The organism is Nocardia sp. NPDC005825 (assembly GCF_040630175.1).
GTDB lineage: Bacteria > Actinomycetota > Actinomycetes > Mycobacteriales > Mycobacteriaceae > Nocardia.
This window is the reverse complement of record NZ_JBEXXC010000005.1, coordinates 288,925-304,800: the sequence shown is the minus strand read 5'-3', so window position 1 is coordinate 304,800 and position 15,876 is coordinate 288,925. Positions and strand designations below refer to the sequence as shown.

Genomic DNA, 15,876 nt, shown 5'->3' with positions numbered 1-15,876 from the left:
ACCTCTTGACTTCCATTCATGAGCGGGCCTAGCTTCTCTTGTATCGCATTCAAGAGATGTTCTCGGCTCGAAGGAGAGTCCGCTCATGGCATCACCAGCCAAACTCGCCCACGTCGTCCTGCGCACCGGCCGCCTGCCGGAGATGGTCGACTGGTACGTGCAGGTACTCGAGGGTCGCCTCGTGTTCGGCACCGACATGCTGGCCTTCGTCACCTACGACGACGAGCATCATCGCGTCGCCTTCCTCGCCACCGGCGCGTCCCAGCGGCCCAGCGACGCCCATACCGGGCTGCACCACGTCGCCTTCACCTACGACACGCTCGGTGACCTGCTCGGCACCTATGAGCGTCTGAAGAGCGTTGGCGTGCAACCGTTCTGGACGATCAATCACGGACCCACCACCTCGATGTACTACGAGGACCCCGAGGGCAATCACATCGAATTGCAGATCGACAACTTCGCCACCGACGCGGAGCTGGACGCCTTCTTCGACTCCGGCGCGTTCGAGGCCAACCCCATCGGCGTCGAATTCGACGCGGACGACCTCGTCGCCCGCTTCGAGTCCGGCGAGCCGCTCGCCGACCTGGTGCGGCGGCCGTGAGCGCGGCCGAACAGACCCCGGTGCTCATCGCCGGAGCGGGCCCCGTCGGTCTCGCGACCGCGTATGTGCTGGGGCGACACGGTATTCCGAGCATCGTCTGCGAGCGCTACGGGTCGGTCAATCCGCACCCCCGGGCGCACGTGGTCAACACGCGATCGATGGAACTGCTGCGCGCGTGGGGCATCGCCGCGGCCGTCACCGAGGACGCGGTCGCGCCGGAGTGGATGCTGAACATCGTCTGGAAGCAGACCCTCGCGGGGGAGCCGCTCGGCCGGATCAATCTGGCAGACGGCGGCGCGGAGCGAATCGCGCGCCGCGGCAACGCCTCTCCGGAGCTGATCACCTCCTGCGCCCAGGATCGGGTGCAGCAGCGGCTGCTCGACGCGCTGCGGGAGCAGGGTCTGGCCACGCTCCACTTCGACACCGACGTGGTCGGCGTCGTCGACACCGGGGAGCAGGTCGAGGTCACCGTCGCGTCCGCGGGCGCGACGAGAACCATTGCGGCGCGGTACCTGGTCGCGGCCGATGGGGCGGCGGGCACGCTCCGCGCCGACCTCGGCATCGGCATGGCGGGACTGCCCGAACTGGGCCACCAGGTGAACATCTACTTCCACGCCGATCTGTCGCCGTGGACCGACACCGATCCGGCCCTGCTGATCTGGATGATCAACGCCGCGTCGCCGGGCGTGCTCATCGGCATGGACGGCAAGCATCGCTGGACGCTCAACCGGCCGTTCGACCCGGATCTGGAATCGCTGTCGGACTACACCCCGCAGCGCTGCGTCGACCTGGTCCGCACCGCGGTCGGCAGCCCGGACCTCGCCGTCGACATCCGGTCGGTCGGCGCCTGGACCATGGCCGCCCGCACGGCCGAGAGCTACCGCAAGGGCCGGGTGCTGCTGGCAGGCGACAGCGCGCACCAGTTCCCGCCGACCGGCGGGCTCGGCATGAACACCGGCCTCGCCGACGCCGACAACCTCGGGTGGAAGCTGGCCGCGGTCCTCGGCGGCTGGGCTCCGGAAACCCTGCTGGACAGCTACGAAACCGAGCGCAGCGTGATCGCGCTCAGCAATACCGAGCGCAGTGTCGCCAATGCCCTGAAGATGTTCGACGCCGGAATCGGTCCGCTCACCGTCCAGATCGCCGAGCGCCTCGACAGCGCGGAACCGTCGGTCGCCCAGCGGGAGCGCGAGCTGCTGGCCACGGCGATTCCCCGGCACCGAGCGCATTTCGACGACCTGGACCAGGAATTGGCCTACGTGTACGGCGAGCAGGAGGACGGCCCCGATCCGATCGCCACCGCGGTACTCGGCGCTCGGCTGCCGCACGCCTGGACCACCCACGAAGGCGCCACGGTGTCGACCCTCGACCTGCTCGGTCCCTGGTTCACCCTCATCGCCGCGCCGTCCGGAACCGGCTGGGTCACAGCACTGTCCGAGGTATCCGGGCGAATTCCCTGCCGGGCCTTCATCGTCGGACACGATCTCGACCTCGACACGGATCGATTCGGCATCGGCGTGGCCGGCGCCATCCTGGTCCGGCCGGACGGGCATATCGCCTGGTTGACCGATTCCGGATCCGACACACCCGCCGCCGATCTCGCCGCCGCGCTCCGAACCGCCTGCGGCGCACGCGAATCCGTCGCCTGACGCGGCCTCACGCAGGAGCCATCCCATGACGAATCAGATCGCCCCGGCGGCGCTGTCGGACCGCTACACCCGGCAGGCCGGAGCCGTGCACCTCACCGGCATCCAGGCGCTGGCCCGGCTGCCACTGGAATTGCGGCGCGCGGACCAGCGAGCCGGACGACGCACCGCCGCCTTCATCTCCGGCTACGAGGGCTCACCGCTCGCCGGTTACGACACCGAACTCGCCCGCAACGCGGCGCTGCTCGACGAGCACGACATCGTGTTCCGCCCCGGCGTCAACGAAGAACTGGCGGCGACCGCCGTCCAGGGCACGCAATGGGCGGCGACCCAGGACGACAAGCGGGTCGACGGCGTGCTCGCGCTCTGGTACGGCAAGTCGCCGGGCTTGGACCGCGCCTCCGACGCCATCCGGCACGCGAACCTGATGGGCACGCACCCCGAGGGCGGGGTGCTGGCCCTGGTCGGGGATGACCCGGCCGCCAAATCCTCCACCGTGCCCGGCGCGTCCGAGGGGCTGCTGGCCGATCTCGGCCTGCCGACGCTGTATCCGGCGGATCCGCAGGAGGCCTTGGACTTCGGGCTGCACGGGGTGGCGATGTCGCGGGTGTGCGGACTGTGGGTGGCGCTGAAGATCGCCACCAATGTGGCGGACGGTTCGGGGACGGTCGATCTGGACCCCGACCGGGTGCGGCCCGTCGTGCCCGACCTGACGGTCGACGGCGCCGCCTACCGGCACGAGGTGACCGCGCACGTCCTGCAGCCGACGCTGGGCGTGCTCGAACGCAGTCGGGAGGGCGCGCGGCTCGAGCTGGCGCGACGCTACGCCCTGGCCAACGACCTCAACCGGATCACCCGGTCCGGCGCGGGCGACCGGCTGGGGATCGTCGCCGCGGGCAAGACGTATCTCGATGTGCGGCAAGCCTTGCGGATGCTCGGCCTCGACGACGCCGAGCTCGCCCGCCGCGGCGTCCGGCTGTTGCGGCTCGGGATGATTCATCCGCTCGAGCCGTCGATCGTCCGGCGATTCGCCGAGGGCCTCGACGAGATCCTGGTGATCGAGGAGAAGCGACCCTTCCTCGAAGTCGCGGTCAAGGACCTGCTGTACGGCAGCCCCGGAGCGCCGCCCGTCCACGGCAAGCGGCTGCCCGACGGCACGGTATTCCTGCCCGCGGACGGCGAACTCGACCCGGACATCATCGCCGCGAAGCTGGCCGCCCGGCTGTCCGTGATCGGCGGATTCCCGTCCGCCGAGCAGTGGCGGAGCCGCCGCCGCACCGGAATCGGTTCGCGCGCACTGCCACTCGTCACCCGAACGCCGTACTTCTGCTCGGGCTGCCCGCACAATATCTCCACCAAGACGCCCGACGGGTCCGCCGTCGGCGCGGGCATCGGCTGCCACGGCATGGTGTCGCTGATGAGCCCGGACCAGGTCGGCGACATCACCGGCCTCACCCAGATGGGTGGTGAGGGCACACAGTGGATCGGCATGGCGCCGTTCCTCTCCCGCACCCATCTGATCCAGAATCTCGGCGACGGCACCTTCCACCATTCGGGCAGTCTGGCGGTGCGTGCGGCGATCGCCGCGGGCAGTCACATCACCTACAAACTGCTGTACAACTCGGCGGTGGCGATGACCGGCGGTCAGCAGGCCGTCGGGGTGATGCCGGTGCCGGCGATCTGCACCGCCATGCTCGCCGAGGGCGTCGCGCGGATCATCGTCACGACCGAGGACCTCAAGCGGTATCGAAAAGTCCGGTTGCCCAAGGAGGTTCAGGTCTGGCACCGCGACCGTCTGATCGAGGCGCAGGAAACCCTGTCCCGCACAGCCGGTGTCACCTTGCTGATCCACGATCAGGAGTGCGCCACCGAACTGCGGCGCAAACGCAAACGCGGGCTCGCGCCCACCCCGGTGGACCGCATCGTCATCAATGAACGCGTCTGCGAGGGCTGCGGTGATTGCGGACAGAAGTCGAATTGCCTTTCCGTGCAGCCATTCGACACCGAATTCGGTCGCAAGACCCGTATCGACCAGTCCTCCTGCAATATCGACCGATCCTGCCTGGCGGGGGACTGCCCGTCGTTCCTGTCCGTCGTTCCCGCCGGGAAGAAGGCCCGGACCGCGCCCGCGGCCCTCGACCCCGACGACCTCCCCGACCCGCCCGGAACCTTCCCCGGCACCCACACGACACGCATCACCGGCGTCGGCGGGTCCGGTGTGGTGACGCTGGCCCAGCTGCTCAGCACCGCGGCCACGCTCGCCGGGCATCGCGTCCGCGCGCTCGATCAGACCGGGCTCGCACAGAAGGGCGGCGCCGTCGTCTCCGACCTCAAGTTCTCCGACCGCCCGATCGAACAGGGCAGCAAGGCGACCGCCGACGAGTGCGACCTCTATCTCGGCTGTGACCTGCTCGTCGCGGTGGAACCCCGCTACCTCGCGGCCGTCGACCCGGCCCGGACCGTCGCGGTGATCTCCACCAGTGAGGTCCCGACCGGGCAGATGGTCATCGACCCCAGCGTCTCCTTCCCCGCGTCCGGGCCCATCCAGGACACGATCCGGGCCGCTGCCGCCGACGCCCGCTTCCTCGATGCGCGCGGCGCGGCGACCGCGTTGCTCGGTGCCGATCAATTCGCGAATCTGCTGCTCGCGGGTGCTGCCGTACAGGCGGGGGCGCTGCCGCTGCTGCCCGCCGCCATCGAGGAGGCCATCGTCCTCAATGGTGTTCAAGCCGAGGCGAATACGGCCGCGTTCCGGTACGGCCGACTGTCCGTCGCCGACCCCGCGGCCTTCGCTGCCGCCCTGGAGCGTGCTCGCGGCTCGATCGAACCCGCTCGCCCACTGTCGAATACGGCCGCGGACCTCATCGCGACCGTGGGCGCCGAGCCCGCCTCGGAGCTGCACCGCCTGCTCGGTATTCGTGTCCCGGACCTGATCGAGTACCAGAACCTCACCTACGCAAGGCAATACAGCACCTTCATCGCCCACGTCCTCCGCGTCGAAGCCGAACGGGTTCCCGGCTCGACCGCCCTCACCGAATCCGTCGCCCGCAACCTGTACAAACTCATGGCCTACAAGGACGAATACGAGGTGGCCCGCCTGTCCCTGGCTCCGGAAGTCCGCCGTGCGGTCGAAGCCGAATTCGGTCCCGGCGCCCGCATCTCCTACCGCCTGCATCCACCGGCGCTGCGGGCCCTCGGCATGAAGAACAAACTGGAGCTGGGCCCCTGGTTCCGTCCCGTCTACCGCGCGCTGGTGGCCTGCCGTCGCCTCCGCGGCACCCGCCTGGACCCCTTCGGCCCCGCCGCGATTCGGAGAACCGAACGCGCCCTGATCACCGAATACCGGACTACCGTCACGGAACTGCTCGACGGCCTGAATCCTGGCACCCACGCCCTGGCCGTCGAAATCGCCGACCTGCCCGACATGGTCCGCGGCTACGAGTCCATCAAGGCGGCCAACGTCGACGCGTACCGCGCCCGAGTCGCCGAGCTCCTGCGCGTGCTCACGACCTGACGCCTCCCGAAATCGGGAGTGGGCGGGCCTCCGGTCGGATACGCTGCCCGGTTGAGTTGAAAAGATCTCGCTTCAGTCTGGATTCGGGGTGTCGATAGTGTCTGTTGGGTCGCTGGGTACTGGCCGACGGTGGATGTGCGCCGCCATCGCGGCGCTCGCGGTCACCACGGCGACGGCGGGCAGCGTTGTCGCGGACCCGGCTCCGGCGGGCAAAGAGCTTGTGGTGCTGGGGGACTCGTTCTCCGCCAATGACTGGGATCACTTCGAAGGCAAGAACGACTGCAACCGGCACGGCGCCACCGCCTGGCCGGTGCAGCTGGCCAAGCTGATGGGCGTGCACGGAACCGAGCAGGTATCCGACCCTTCCTGCCCGGGTGCCTCGATCGACAGCGGTCCCGGCTGGACCATGGCCCAGCAGGCGCAGCGCGCCGACAAAGAGGGCGCTTTCGGTCCGAACACCGAACTGGTGACTCTGCAATTCGGGATGAACGACAAATGGGGAAACTCGGACCAGACCCTGTTCACTTCCCTGCAGTCCTGCGTCTTCAATCTCGAACTGGGCTGTGACCCCGACTCGGTCGAGCAGGGCCGCATGACCGACTACACCGGTGTCTCCGGCGCCCTGATGGCCAAGCGAATGAGCAACGCCGTCACCTACATCAAGTACTACGCCCCGAACGCCCGCATCGTCTTGGTCGGCTACCCGGAGGTCTTGACCCCGGGCAGCACCACCATCTGCCTCTCCGTCCTGGGCGTCGCGCCGTTCGTCAACCCGCGTGGTCGCGCACTGGTGGAGTTCCTCGACCGCATCGACGTGGCCCAGCGAGAAGCCGCCCAACTGCTGGGTATCGACTTCTTCGACGCCCGAGCCCTTTCCGTCGGCCACGACCTCTGCTCCCCGCAGCCGTGGCTGAACGGAATCCTCGACCCTCGTACCGGAATGGACGGGCTGCCTTTCCATCCGTCGACCCAGGGCGACACCGTCCTCGCGAACGCGATCCACAGCCGCTACCGGAACTGAGCGATGAGCGTGCCGGATCGATCGCCGCCAACCCGACAGGCGATCGATCCGGACGCGTGCGACCGGCGATCGGTGGACGTGCCACCTATCGCCGGTCGTGTCTATGGAGTTGTCATCGCGAGAGCGCGGCGCGCAGATCGGTGATGCCGGCGCGGCGCTCGTAGGCGATCCAGGCGAAGATCGCGGCGAGAACCAGCGGGAAGATCGCCATCGAAGGCTTGTCGGCGATGAAAGCCTGCGTCGCGGCGGCGAGCACGGTGAGCACGGACAGGCCCGCGGCGGCCAGGGCGCTGAGCCGGGGCACCATCACGCCGATGCCTCCGGCGACCTCCGCGACGCCGATGAAGATGAGCAGCCCGAAGGGGATGGTCAGGTTCTCGGGGGCGTTGTCCATCAGGGTGTTCGGGATGACGAGCTTCGGCCCGCCGGAGGCGATGATGAAGAACAGGCCCAGCAGGATCTGCAGGGTCCACAGGATGCGATTGCGGATCTTGCCGGGACGGTAGGCGGCGTCGGTGGTGAAGGCGGGAGCGGCGGCGGTGGTGGTCATTGTCGGTCCTTCGGGTCGGTCGCGCCGGGTTGGTAGCGCGTTCACCAGAGAGGACGGAGCCCGCTCCGAGGATTCATCGCTCCCCGCGAAGGAATTTTCGGCCGTGGGTCGGATACGCTGCCGAGTCAATATGAAGTGATTGTGCTTCAGTGTGGATTCGGGGTGTCGATGGTGTCGGTCGGGTCGCTGCTCGAGGGCAGGCGTTGGATGTGTGCCGCCATGGCGGCGCTCGCCGTCACAGCGACGGCGGGCAGCGTCGTCGCGGATCCGCCCGCGGCTGGCAAAGAGCTTGTGGTGCTGGGGGATTCATTCTCCGCCAACGACTGGAATCATTTCGACGACAAGCGGACCTGCAACCGGCACGGAGCCACGGCTTGGCCGGTGCAATTGGCCAAACTGATGGGCGTGTACGGGACCGAGCGGGTGTCGGACCCTTCGTGCCCGGGCGCGTCGATCGACAGCGGGCCGGGCTGGACCTTGAGCCAGGAGGCGCAACGGGCGGACAAAGAGGGCGCTTTCGGGCCGAACACCAAACTGGTGACTTTGCAGTTCGGAATCAACGACAAATGGGGATCGTCGGATCAGACGCTCTGGGATTCCTTGCAGTCCTGCGTGTTCAACACTGAACTGGGATGTGATCCGGAATCGGTCGGGCAGGGCCGGATGACGGACTACACCGGCGTGTCCGGCGCCCTGATGGCCGATCGCATGAACAGCGCCGTCACCTACATCAAGTATTACGCGCCGAACGCGCGTGTTGTGGTGGTCGGATACCCCGAGCTCTTCGCCCGGGGCAGCAGCACGATCTGTCTCAACGTCGCGGGCGTCGCTCCGTTCGTCAATCCGCGCGGCCGCGCCCTGGTGGAATTCCTCGACCGGATCGACGTAGCCCAGCGAGAAGCCGCCCAACTCCTGGGCATCGACTTCCTCGACACCCGAGCCCTCACCGCAGGCCACGACCTCTGCTCGTCACAGCCCTGGCTGAACGGAATCCTCGACCCCCGCACCGGAATCGACGGGCTGCCTTTCCATCCGTCGACCCAGGGCGACACCGTCCTCGCGAACGCGATCTACCACCGCTACGGACGCTGAAGGTCAGTGGTCGATGCCGTCGGCCACGGTGGAGGTCGGGGTGTGCAGGACGCCGTCGAATGCGGTCGGGACCGGTGTGTGTAAGAAGCTGCTCTGCAGGCGGATTCGGTCGGGGCCGGTGTCGTGTGCGCGGGCCGGGCGCAGGTCGGCGATGCTGAGGCCGAGGTTGGTTGCGGCGAACGCCGCTTCGATGCTGTCGGGCTCGGGTGGGCTCAGGGGAGTGGGTTCGACGGTGAAGCCGAAGGCGGCGTGTTCGTCCCGGACCATTTCGGCGGTGTGGCCGCCGGTGCTGGTCAGCGCGAGGGCGAAGTAGTCGTCGCCCAGGACGATGTGCAGGTGCTGGCCCATCGGGAATCCGGTGAGGTGGCCGTCGAAGGAGATGGGGGACTTCTGGATGTGGGCGTTGTGGGCGGCCAGCATGATGCGGGTTCCGGGGGCGGCGCGGTCGAGATGCCAGAGGACGGATTCCGCCATGTAGCGGTCGCGGGCCGAGGTGTCCGCGGTGAGTCCGGTGCCCGCGAAGAGTCCGGCCATGGCCCGGAAGCCGTAGTCGGCTCGGCAGGCCCCTTCGAGGCTGCGCAGGGCGACGTCGTAGCCGCGTCGGTCGCTGCGGTCGAGGTACAGCGGCTCGACGGCGCGGAATCGGATGAGCAGGCGGGTCAGGGCCGAGGTGAGCGCGTCCTGGTCGGCTGTGGCCAGGCGCGTCCACGCCGGTGCGGCGGCGGCCGCGGAAGCGCCGGCGAAGGATTCGGCGATCCGCGTCGCCTGCTGGATCAAAGGGACGGTGTCGGGGTCGACCCGGCGGAGATAGTCGGCGACCGGCCCCAGGGCGGGCAGGAGGGAACCGCCCGCCGCGGGGATGTCGATGCCGGCGAAGCGCACCGGTGTGGCGGCGGTGCGATTGTGCGCGCGTATCCAGCGCGAGGGTGCGTCGACGCCGATCGGCACCGTCCCCGCCAGGTGGGCCGTCAGATCGTCCTCGGCGCCTTCGCCCAGGCCCCAGGCGTCGAGCGAAAGTCCTTCGCTGAAGCCGTATTCGAACGCCAGGACGGTGAAGCCGCAGCGTTCGACGAGAAACCTCAGGACACGTTGGCGCAGGTGGATGAATTCGTTGATGAAATGGGAGTGTTCGCCGACCGCGACGACCCGCGCGTCGCCGATCAGGTCGCGCAACGGCTCCAGGTCGTCGATCGGCGCGTCGGGGTCGAGATGGGTGAGCGGGACGGCCAGGGAGCCGAGCCAGTCGGTGAACGCGTGGGCGGCAACAGGCATGGGGGACAACTCGATTCAGGTTCGCGGGTCGGCGGAGATCGCGGCGGCGGCCCGCTCCAGGTCGTCGACGCTGCCGGACATGAGGGTGGCGATGTTGTCGGTGATGTGCCTGGTCGGCCAGTCCCACCAGGCCAGCGTCAGCAGCCGGGCAATGTCGGCGTCGCCGTAACGGGTGCGGATGAGCCGGGCCGGATTCCCGCCGACGATCGCGTAGTCGGACACGTCGGCGGTGACCACCGCGCCCGCGGCGATGATCGCGCCGTGCCCGATGCGAACGCCGGGTAACACGGTGGTGTGGTGGCCGAACCAGACGTCATTGCCGACGACGGTGTCACCGCGGTTGGGCAGGTCGGTGAGCAGGTCGAAATGCTCGGTCCACGAGCCACCCATGGTGGGGAAGGGGAAGGTCGACGGACCGTCCATGCGATGGTTGGCGCCGTTCATGATGAACCGCACCCCGGTGCCCAGCGCACAGAACTTCCCGATGACCAGCTTCTCCGGGCCGTAGTGGTAGAGCACGTTCCGGGTTTCGAATGCCGTCGCATCGTGTGGGTCGTCGTAGTAGGAATACTCGCCGACTTCGATCAGCGGCGAGGTGACCAAGGGTTTCAGCAGAACCACGCGGGGCTGGCCGGGCATCGGGTGCAGCACGGTCGGGTCGGCGGGAGCAAGGGCGGTCATGGATGCCTCCTCAGGCAAGCGTCCGACCAGTTTCATTGCGCGCGTTTACCGCTGACAATGCCGCCTTCGATAAGGTGTCTTAACCTGTCGGTTAACCACGAACAGAGTGTGTGTGGAACTCCGCGACATCGAGATATTCCTGACCTTGGCCGAAGAACTGCACTTCGGCCGCACCGCGCAGCGGTTGCACGTGACGCCTGCCCGCGTCAGCCAGGCGATCAAGAAGCAGGAGCGGCGGATCGGCGCCGCACTGTTCGAACGCGACAACAGGTCCGTGAGTTTGACGCCCATCGGCAGTCAGCTGTTCACCGATCTGCTGCCCATGTACCGGGGGCTGCACGAAGGCATCGAGCGCGCGATCCGCGCCGCCGCCGGCTCCGCCGCCGTGCTGCGCTTGGGCATGCTCTCGAGCAACGTCCAGGATTTCCGGCCGCTACTCGATCGGTTCGCCGCCCGGCATCCCACCTGCCACGTGCAGATTCGCTACGTCGGATTCGGTGATCCGTTCGGGCCGTTGCGCGCCGGCGAGGTCGATGTGCAAATCGCGTGGCTGCCGATCCGGGAATCCGATCTCAGCGTCGGCCCGGTCGTCCGCATCGAGCCCACCGTCCTCGCGGTCGGAGCCGGGCACCGCCTGGCCCAGCGCGAATCGGTGTCCTACGAGGACCTGGCCGACGAAATCGTCATCGGCGGAGCCCAACCCGACTACTGGCGCGAGGCCCTCACCCCCGGCCACACCCCGAGCGGGCGACCGATCCGCATCGGCCCCGCCGTCGCCACCGAGAGCGCGATGCTCCCCATCCTGTCCAACGGCGAAGCAGTCGCGGTCGTGCACTCCCACGCCAGCCGCAACTACGCCCGCAGCGACCTCCGCTACATCCCCATCCACGACGCACCCCCGTCCCGCTGGGTCCTGCTGTGGCGCACAGCCACCGAAACCGATCTGATCCGTTCCTTCGCCCACATCGCCCGATCGACCGGGCCGACCGCTCCCTGACCGGGGACTTGCCTTCTCGCGCATTATATTTCGACCATCCGGCCGACAGCAGCCTGCAGAGTGTGCCCTCGGCGGTATTCGAACCTGCGGCACCCGCCCGGCCGGGGCGAGGGTGAGCCCGTCGCGTAGGTCGCGCTGAGAGATGGCGTGGTGCCAATGCTGGTCGGAGTGGGTTTTCGGCAGGATCCTGCGGATCGGTCAGGCGGGCACGACGCCCACGCGCTGTGCCAGCTTGCCCAGGTCTCCGGTGGCGAGATCGCGCCGGGCTTCCCGCAGCATCGCGCCGACGAGTTCACGCACCGGTGCCAGCCCGCGAACATGTTGGGGCGCAGCGTGTTCTGCCCTCAGCAGGGCATGAAGTGTCGCACGGTGGTCGCGCTTCATCGCGTACGCGCGGCCGACCTCCACGAAGTAGAGAGCGTGGCGTGAACCCTTCGGCAGGTCCGCTGGATTCAGGGTCTCCGCGATGCGCAGCGCCTGGCCGGGTTCGCGGCGTTCCACGGCCGAACTCAGTTGCCACAACGCGACGTTGGCAGGGCCGAAGGTTCGATTGCGTGCGGTGCTGTGGCCGGTCGGTGCGCCGGTGAGCCTGCCCGCCATCTCGGCCGCTTCATCAAGGTGGGGTTGCGGGTCACCCCCGGCCAGGGTCTCGACGAACCCGGCCTGGAGGCGTGTCATTCCTACTGTTTCCAGTTCACCGCGCGTGCGTGCATCGGGTGCCTGATCGGCTACGCCGGTCGCGACCGTCAGTGCGGCCGACAGAGCGCCCGGTCGGGCTGCGAGAACCTGGGACTTCAGGAACTGGGCGGCGGCGATCGGGGCCAGCGAATCGGCATGCGCCGCCGCACGTTCCGATTCCTGCACAGCCGTCCATGCCAGGGCGTCATGGCCCCGCTGCCGGAGCGCGGAGGACACACCATAGGCGGCGGTGGCCAGTAGATCCCACGCCGCGACGCCGCCCCGCTCGGTGAGGTGATAGGCGTCGTTGAGGAGATCGGGCAGCAGCGGGCCGAGTGCGGCGTAATCCCCGCCCTGCCGCAGCCGTGACGCTTGCTCGACGGCGGCGCTCAGTTCGTCCAGGGTGCGCGGCGGGCGGGTGTCGGTCACATCGCCCCGGGTCCACAATGCCGTTTCGATTGCGGGCACCGCGCGGTGGAATGCGCTGGTGGACGGGTCAATCCGGTCGTCGCTGCCGGTCAGATCGCCGAGCGTGCATCCGAGGGCTTCGGCCAAGGCCAGCAGGGTGCGTCGGGAGTCCACGGGCCGGAGCCCGGTCTCGAACTTCGCGATCACCGATCGGCTGATCCCGGAGCGATCGGCCAGCACCTGTTGCGAGATCCCGCGCCGCGCCCTGATCTCGCGGACCCGCTGCCCGATATAGGTGTCCTGTTCGTCGATCATGAGCCGCTCCCTCCGATGCGCCCTGACAAGGCACAGGTTACGTGCCTTGTGTTCCCGGTGGGAACAAAGTTCGGTGCCCGCGCTGCGAAGGTCAGGAAGCGGGTATCCGCCGCCGGTCCACCTGGCGCTCGGTACTCGACCACAAACGCATCGGCGACCAAGGGGGTAGCGATGGGAACCGGGTCCATGGCGGAGGCGGCGGTGCTGGGCGTGCTCGCGCCCGGCGAGATGCTGACCGCCGCCCAGATCAGCGAGCAGGCCCAGATCACCGGCTGGTCGGCCCGCCGTGCGATCGGGCAACTGGAGTCACGTGGTCTGGTGATGGCCGCTCCGTACGCGTCCCGCTGGTCGATCACTCCTAGAGGGCGTGCGGCTTGGACCACGAAGTTCAGGAGGTACGCCCGATGAGCCGCCGAAGGGCCTGGCCCGCAAGGCAATCCGTACCGCCCGGTAGCGAACCCGGAGGCCGCTACCTCCAGTGCTCGGATGGGTCCTGGTACGTGGTCGGGGCGGACGGGTGGCCTGTGCCGATGGACGAGTACCTCGCGCAGCGGCGCGAACTGGACGCCGACGTCTCGGCCCTCGAATCCCTCGGTGTGACCGTAATCGACGCGGAACCTCCGAGTGTCCGCGAAATGTCCTGGGGTGCAGTGAATTCCGAACGAGGGGAGCTGGAGCGATGATCACCGACCTGGTCGGCCAGGAGACCGCACTTTTCTGGGGATGGATGTTGGCGTTCCTGGTCCCCGGCGCCGCGCTGCTCCGCGCCGCGCTCCGGCCGCAGCGAATTCCCCCGGAAAACAGCGTGGGCGCGATCAAGGCCCGGATCGAACGGGAGCGATGGGCCGCGGCCGCCGACGCGAGACGACCGCGCCCTGTGCGGCCCGCGAGGCCCGCCCGAAGGGCGGCTTCACACCGCAGCGCAGCCTGACGGCCGCGCTCGGCCGGGGACGTCGGCCGACCTGGGCGTGCCGTCCTGCCTCAGCCGATGCCGTTCTGCACCGGATAGTCGATGACGTCCACACCGCCGGTGGCGTAGTTGACGACATCGTCGGCCGCCCGCTGGCCGTACTCCGACGCCCGCATTGCGGCCAAGGCGTCGGCGTCGGCGAAATCGGCTTCGAAGACCGCGAAATACGGCGCGTCGCCATTCCTCGACGCCACGTCGAAGCTGTATCGCCACGCGAGCACGCCGGGCCAATTCGCGACCAGCGGAAGGTGGTTGTTCACGTAGTAGTCGCGGAAGTGGTCGGGGTCGACGGGCTTGGGATAGAGGACCACCAATTTATGCATGCCTGCCTCCTGCGGCTACCACGGTCGTTTGAATCGTCATATGCGCAGGTTAGGGCTTGATATGTGGTCGAGGGAAAGACCGGGACGCGATAGACTCAGAACGGATCGTTATCAATCGGCAGGGAGGGTGTGTGGCGCCGGATACGGTGAGCCTGCGGTACTTTCTGGTGCTGGCGCAGGAATTGAACTTCACCCGCGCGGCCGCACGAATCGGTATCGCGCAGCCCGCACTCAGCGCCCGGATGCGCCGATTGGAGGCGGAACTCGGCACGAGCCTGCTGGTTCGCGACACCCGTAGCGTCGTATTGACCACGGCCGGTGCGGCTTTGGCGGAGTCCGCGCCGCCCGCGTTGGCGGCGCTGGACCGGGCCTGGGACGCCGCCCGGATCGCAGGGTCCGGTGAAATGGGCCCGCTGCGTGTCGGATACAGCATCAGCACGGGGGCCGAAACGGTACCGGCCCTGGTGGACAGGCTCATTCGCAGCAGCCCGGGACTCGAGGTCGCCGCGGTCCCGATGGCGACACCCGAAATCTCTCCCGCGGTCGCCGACGGTCGCATCGATGCCGGGATCACCCGCGGTGAACAGCCGGGTCGCGGCGTGCGCCGTTTCCTGCTGCGGACCGAACGCGTCGGGGTCCAATTGGCACAGCACCACCCCCTGGCCGACCATCCGGAAATCGAGATCGCCGCCGCCGCCGCGTATCCCCTGCGACTCCCCGACCGTACGGCCAACCCCGTGATCCACGATCAGCTGTCCGCACTATTCCGCGACATCCGTCCAACCCCCCAATTCCACACGCCCGCAGTCTCTTTCGACCTGTCCCAGCGCGACCTACGCGACGGCCTCACCCTCGCCCCGGCGGGCGAAGTCGCGGCCACCACCCAACCGGCCGGCCTCACATGGCGACCACTCCAGGGCGCCCCCACCATGACCATCCACCTGGTCCTCCCACGCGAGCAATCCCCACTACACCGCCGCATCCGCACCGTAGCCAAAGCCCTGGCAGACGAACTGCACTGGCTGCCGGACTGACGCCGACGGCGCTGGACCGATCAGCCGTCCTGTAATGCCGAATGCAGGGCATCTACTACGAGGATGAGCCGGGACTCGATGTCCCCTATTGCCAGAGCCTGGGTGGCGGCTGGTACTACTGCACCGAACACCCGCACCTTCTGGGTGGGATCATTTTCGACTGATAAGCGCGCTGCCGACCGAACTGGCCGCGTACACCTTCGGAGAATGAGTTTTCAGTGGTCAACTCCGAGTAAGGCCTGGTCGGTGCTGATGCACTCACACGCCACGACCGGAGCTTGTAGAGACTGGTCGGCGAGTACGGGCACATGCAGATGAGCAACTATTACGTTGACCGGCGTTCGTGGAATCCAGGCCTGTCGTTGGGGTGGTCAGGGTGTGGCCCACAAAATGAATAGAGCGAGCGCCACGTACAGAGCAACCAGCAGTGCAGCAGCGACGAGCACCGACCAGAAGACAAATATCAGCGACGGAATCGCAATGCGGCGCAAGAAGGCTCGGATCCCGTCCTTCCTGGACGCGGAAATCGCTGCCGCGACGATGACCGTCGGCGCTACAACCAGCACGACGACCGTAAAGACTTCCAGGATTGTTCCCATCCCTTCGTGCATGTGCACAGGCATTCCGCGCACGTATCGAATCGTCCTGTAACGCCGCTATTGCACGCTGATCGAACCGGCAACCGCAGCGCTGAGGAGGATCAATCGGCCGTAGCGATCCGAGGCCGGCCGAGCGTCCGCGACTGGTCGGCGTATTTCAGGGAGACAGAAAGAG

15 protein-coding genes are annotated in these 15,876 nt (G+C 68.0%); 9 read left to right on the top strand and 6 right to left on the bottom strand.

Annotated features, from left to right (window positions below; translation table 11 throughout):
• The first annotated feature begins 85 nt into the window (after window positions 1-85).
• The 4 genes from ABZ382_RS16395 (at window position 86) to ABZ382_RS16380 (ending at window position 6,782) form a co-directional block, all read left to right on the top strand.
• Window positions 86-601 carry a VOC family protein gene (locus tag ABZ382_RS16395; protein ID WP_357089280.1) on the top strand — a complete coding sequence of 172 codons (516 nt, stop codon included), beginning with the start codon at window positions 86-88 and terminating at the stop codon, window positions 599-601.
• On the top strand, window positions 598-2,250 hold the full coding sequence (locus ABZ382_RS16390; protein ID WP_357089277.1) for an FAD-dependent monooxygenase: 1,653 nt from the start codon (window positions 598-600) through the stop codon (window positions 2,248-2,250). The genes ABZ382_RS16395 and ABZ382_RS16390 overlap by 4 nt, the downstream gene beginning before the upstream one ends.
• Before the next feature lie 25 nt (window positions 2,251-2,275).
• A complete protein-coding gene (locus ABZ382_RS16385) occupies window positions 2,276-5,761 on the top strand; it encodes an indolepyruvate ferredoxin oxidoreductase family protein (RefSeq protein WP_357089274.1) in 3,486 nt (1,161 codons plus the stop codon).
• A gap of 97 nt (window positions 5,762-5,858) precedes the next feature.
• Window positions 5,859-6,782 (top strand): SGNH/GDSL hydrolase family protein, encoded by a 924-nt coding sequence (locus ABZ382_RS16380; protein ID WP_357089272.1) that lies wholly within the window; start codon window positions 5,859-5,861, stop codon window positions 6,780-6,782.
• A gap of 112 nt (window positions 6,783-6,894) precedes the next feature.
• Here the strand turns inward: ABZ382_RS16380 and ABZ382_RS16375 are convergent, their stop codons facing one another.
• Window positions 6,895-7,332, bottom strand: a complete 438-nt coding sequence (locus tag ABZ382_RS16375; protein WP_357089269.1) for a DoxX family protein — start codon at window positions 7,330-7,332, stop codon at window positions 6,895-6,897.
• Window positions 7,333-7,551: 219 nt separating this feature from the next.
• On the opposite strand from ABZ382_RS16375, the gene ABZ382_RS16370 reads away from it, so the two are divergent.
• Window positions 7,552-8,424 (top strand): SGNH/GDSL hydrolase family protein, encoded by an 873-nt coding sequence (locus tag ABZ382_RS16370; RefSeq protein WP_357089267.1) that lies wholly within the window; start codon window positions 7,552-7,554, stop codon window positions 8,422-8,424.
• Window positions 8,425-8,427: 3 nt separating this feature from the next.
• Here the strand turns inward: ABZ382_RS16370 and ABZ382_RS16365 are convergent, their stop codons facing one another.
• Both ABZ382_RS16365 and ABZ382_RS16360 read right to left on the bottom strand, forming a co-directional pair.
• Window positions 8,428-9,696, bottom strand: coding sequence for an erythromycin esterase family protein (locus ABZ382_RS16365; protein WP_357089264.1), 1,269 nt, complete (start codon window positions 9,694-9,696; stop codon window positions 8,428-8,430).
• Between the two features lie 15 nt (window positions 9,697-9,711).
• The gene (locus tag ABZ382_RS16360) at window positions 9,712-10,377 is read right to left on the bottom strand and encodes a CatB-related O-acetyltransferase (RefSeq protein ID WP_357089262.1); all 666 of its coding nucleotides are present in this window, start codon (window positions 10,375-10,377) and stop codon (window positions 9,712-9,714) included.
• A gap of 112 nt (window positions 10,378-10,489) precedes the next feature.
• On the opposite strand from ABZ382_RS16360, the gene ABZ382_RS16355 reads away from it, so the two are divergent.
• On the top strand, window positions 10,490-11,374 hold the full coding sequence (locus tag ABZ382_RS16355) for a LysR family transcriptional regulator (RefSeq protein WP_357089260.1): 885 nt from the start codon (window positions 10,490-10,492) through the stop codon (window positions 11,372-11,374).
• A 198-nt stretch (window positions 11,375-11,572) separates the two neighbouring features.
• Here the strand turns inward: ABZ382_RS16355 and ABZ382_RS16350 are convergent, their stop codons facing one another.
• A complete protein-coding gene (locus tag ABZ382_RS16350; protein WP_357089257.1) occupies window positions 11,573-12,775 on the bottom strand; it encodes a helix-turn-helix transcriptional regulator in 1,203 nt (400 codons plus the stop codon).
• Between the two features lie 171 nt (window positions 12,776-12,946).
• Between ABZ382_RS16350 and ABZ382_RS16345 the strand changes: the two genes are divergently transcribed.
• Both ABZ382_RS16345 and ABZ382_RS16340 read left to right on the top strand, forming a co-directional pair.
• Entirely contained in the window at window positions 12,947-13,183 is a 237-nt protein-coding gene (locus ABZ382_RS16345) for a helix-turn-helix domain-containing protein (RefSeq protein ID WP_357089256.1), read from the top strand.
• Window positions 13,184-13,454: 271 nt separating this feature from the next.
• The gene (locus ABZ382_RS16340; protein WP_357089253.1) at window positions 13,455-13,706 is read left to right on the top strand and encodes a hypothetical protein; all 252 of its coding nucleotides are present in this window, start codon (window positions 13,455-13,457) and stop codon (window positions 13,704-13,706) included.
• A gap of 50 nt (window positions 13,707-13,756) precedes the next feature.
• Here ABZ382_RS16340 and ABZ382_RS16335 read toward each other — a convergent pair whose 3' ends face one another.
• Window positions 13,757-14,068, bottom strand: a complete 312-nt coding sequence (locus ABZ382_RS16335; protein WP_357089251.1) for an EthD family reductase — start codon at window positions 14,066-14,068, stop codon at window positions 13,757-13,759.
• A 131-nt stretch (window positions 14,069-14,199) separates the two neighbouring features.
• On the opposite strand from ABZ382_RS16335, the gene ABZ382_RS16330 reads away from it, so the two are divergent.
• Window positions 14,200-15,102 (top strand): LysR family transcriptional regulator, encoded by a 903-nt coding sequence (locus tag ABZ382_RS16330; protein ID WP_357089248.1) that lies wholly within the window; start codon window positions 14,200-14,202, stop codon window positions 15,100-15,102.
• A gap of 371 nt (window positions 15,103-15,473) precedes the next feature.
• Here ABZ382_RS16330 and ABZ382_RS16325 read toward each other — a convergent pair whose 3' ends face one another.
• The gene (locus ABZ382_RS16325; RefSeq protein WP_357089245.1) at window positions 15,474-15,719 is read right to left on the bottom strand and encodes a hypothetical protein; all 246 of its coding nucleotides are present in this window, start codon (window positions 15,717-15,719) and stop codon (window positions 15,474-15,476) included.
• Window positions 15,720-15,876: the final 157 nt, after the last annotated feature.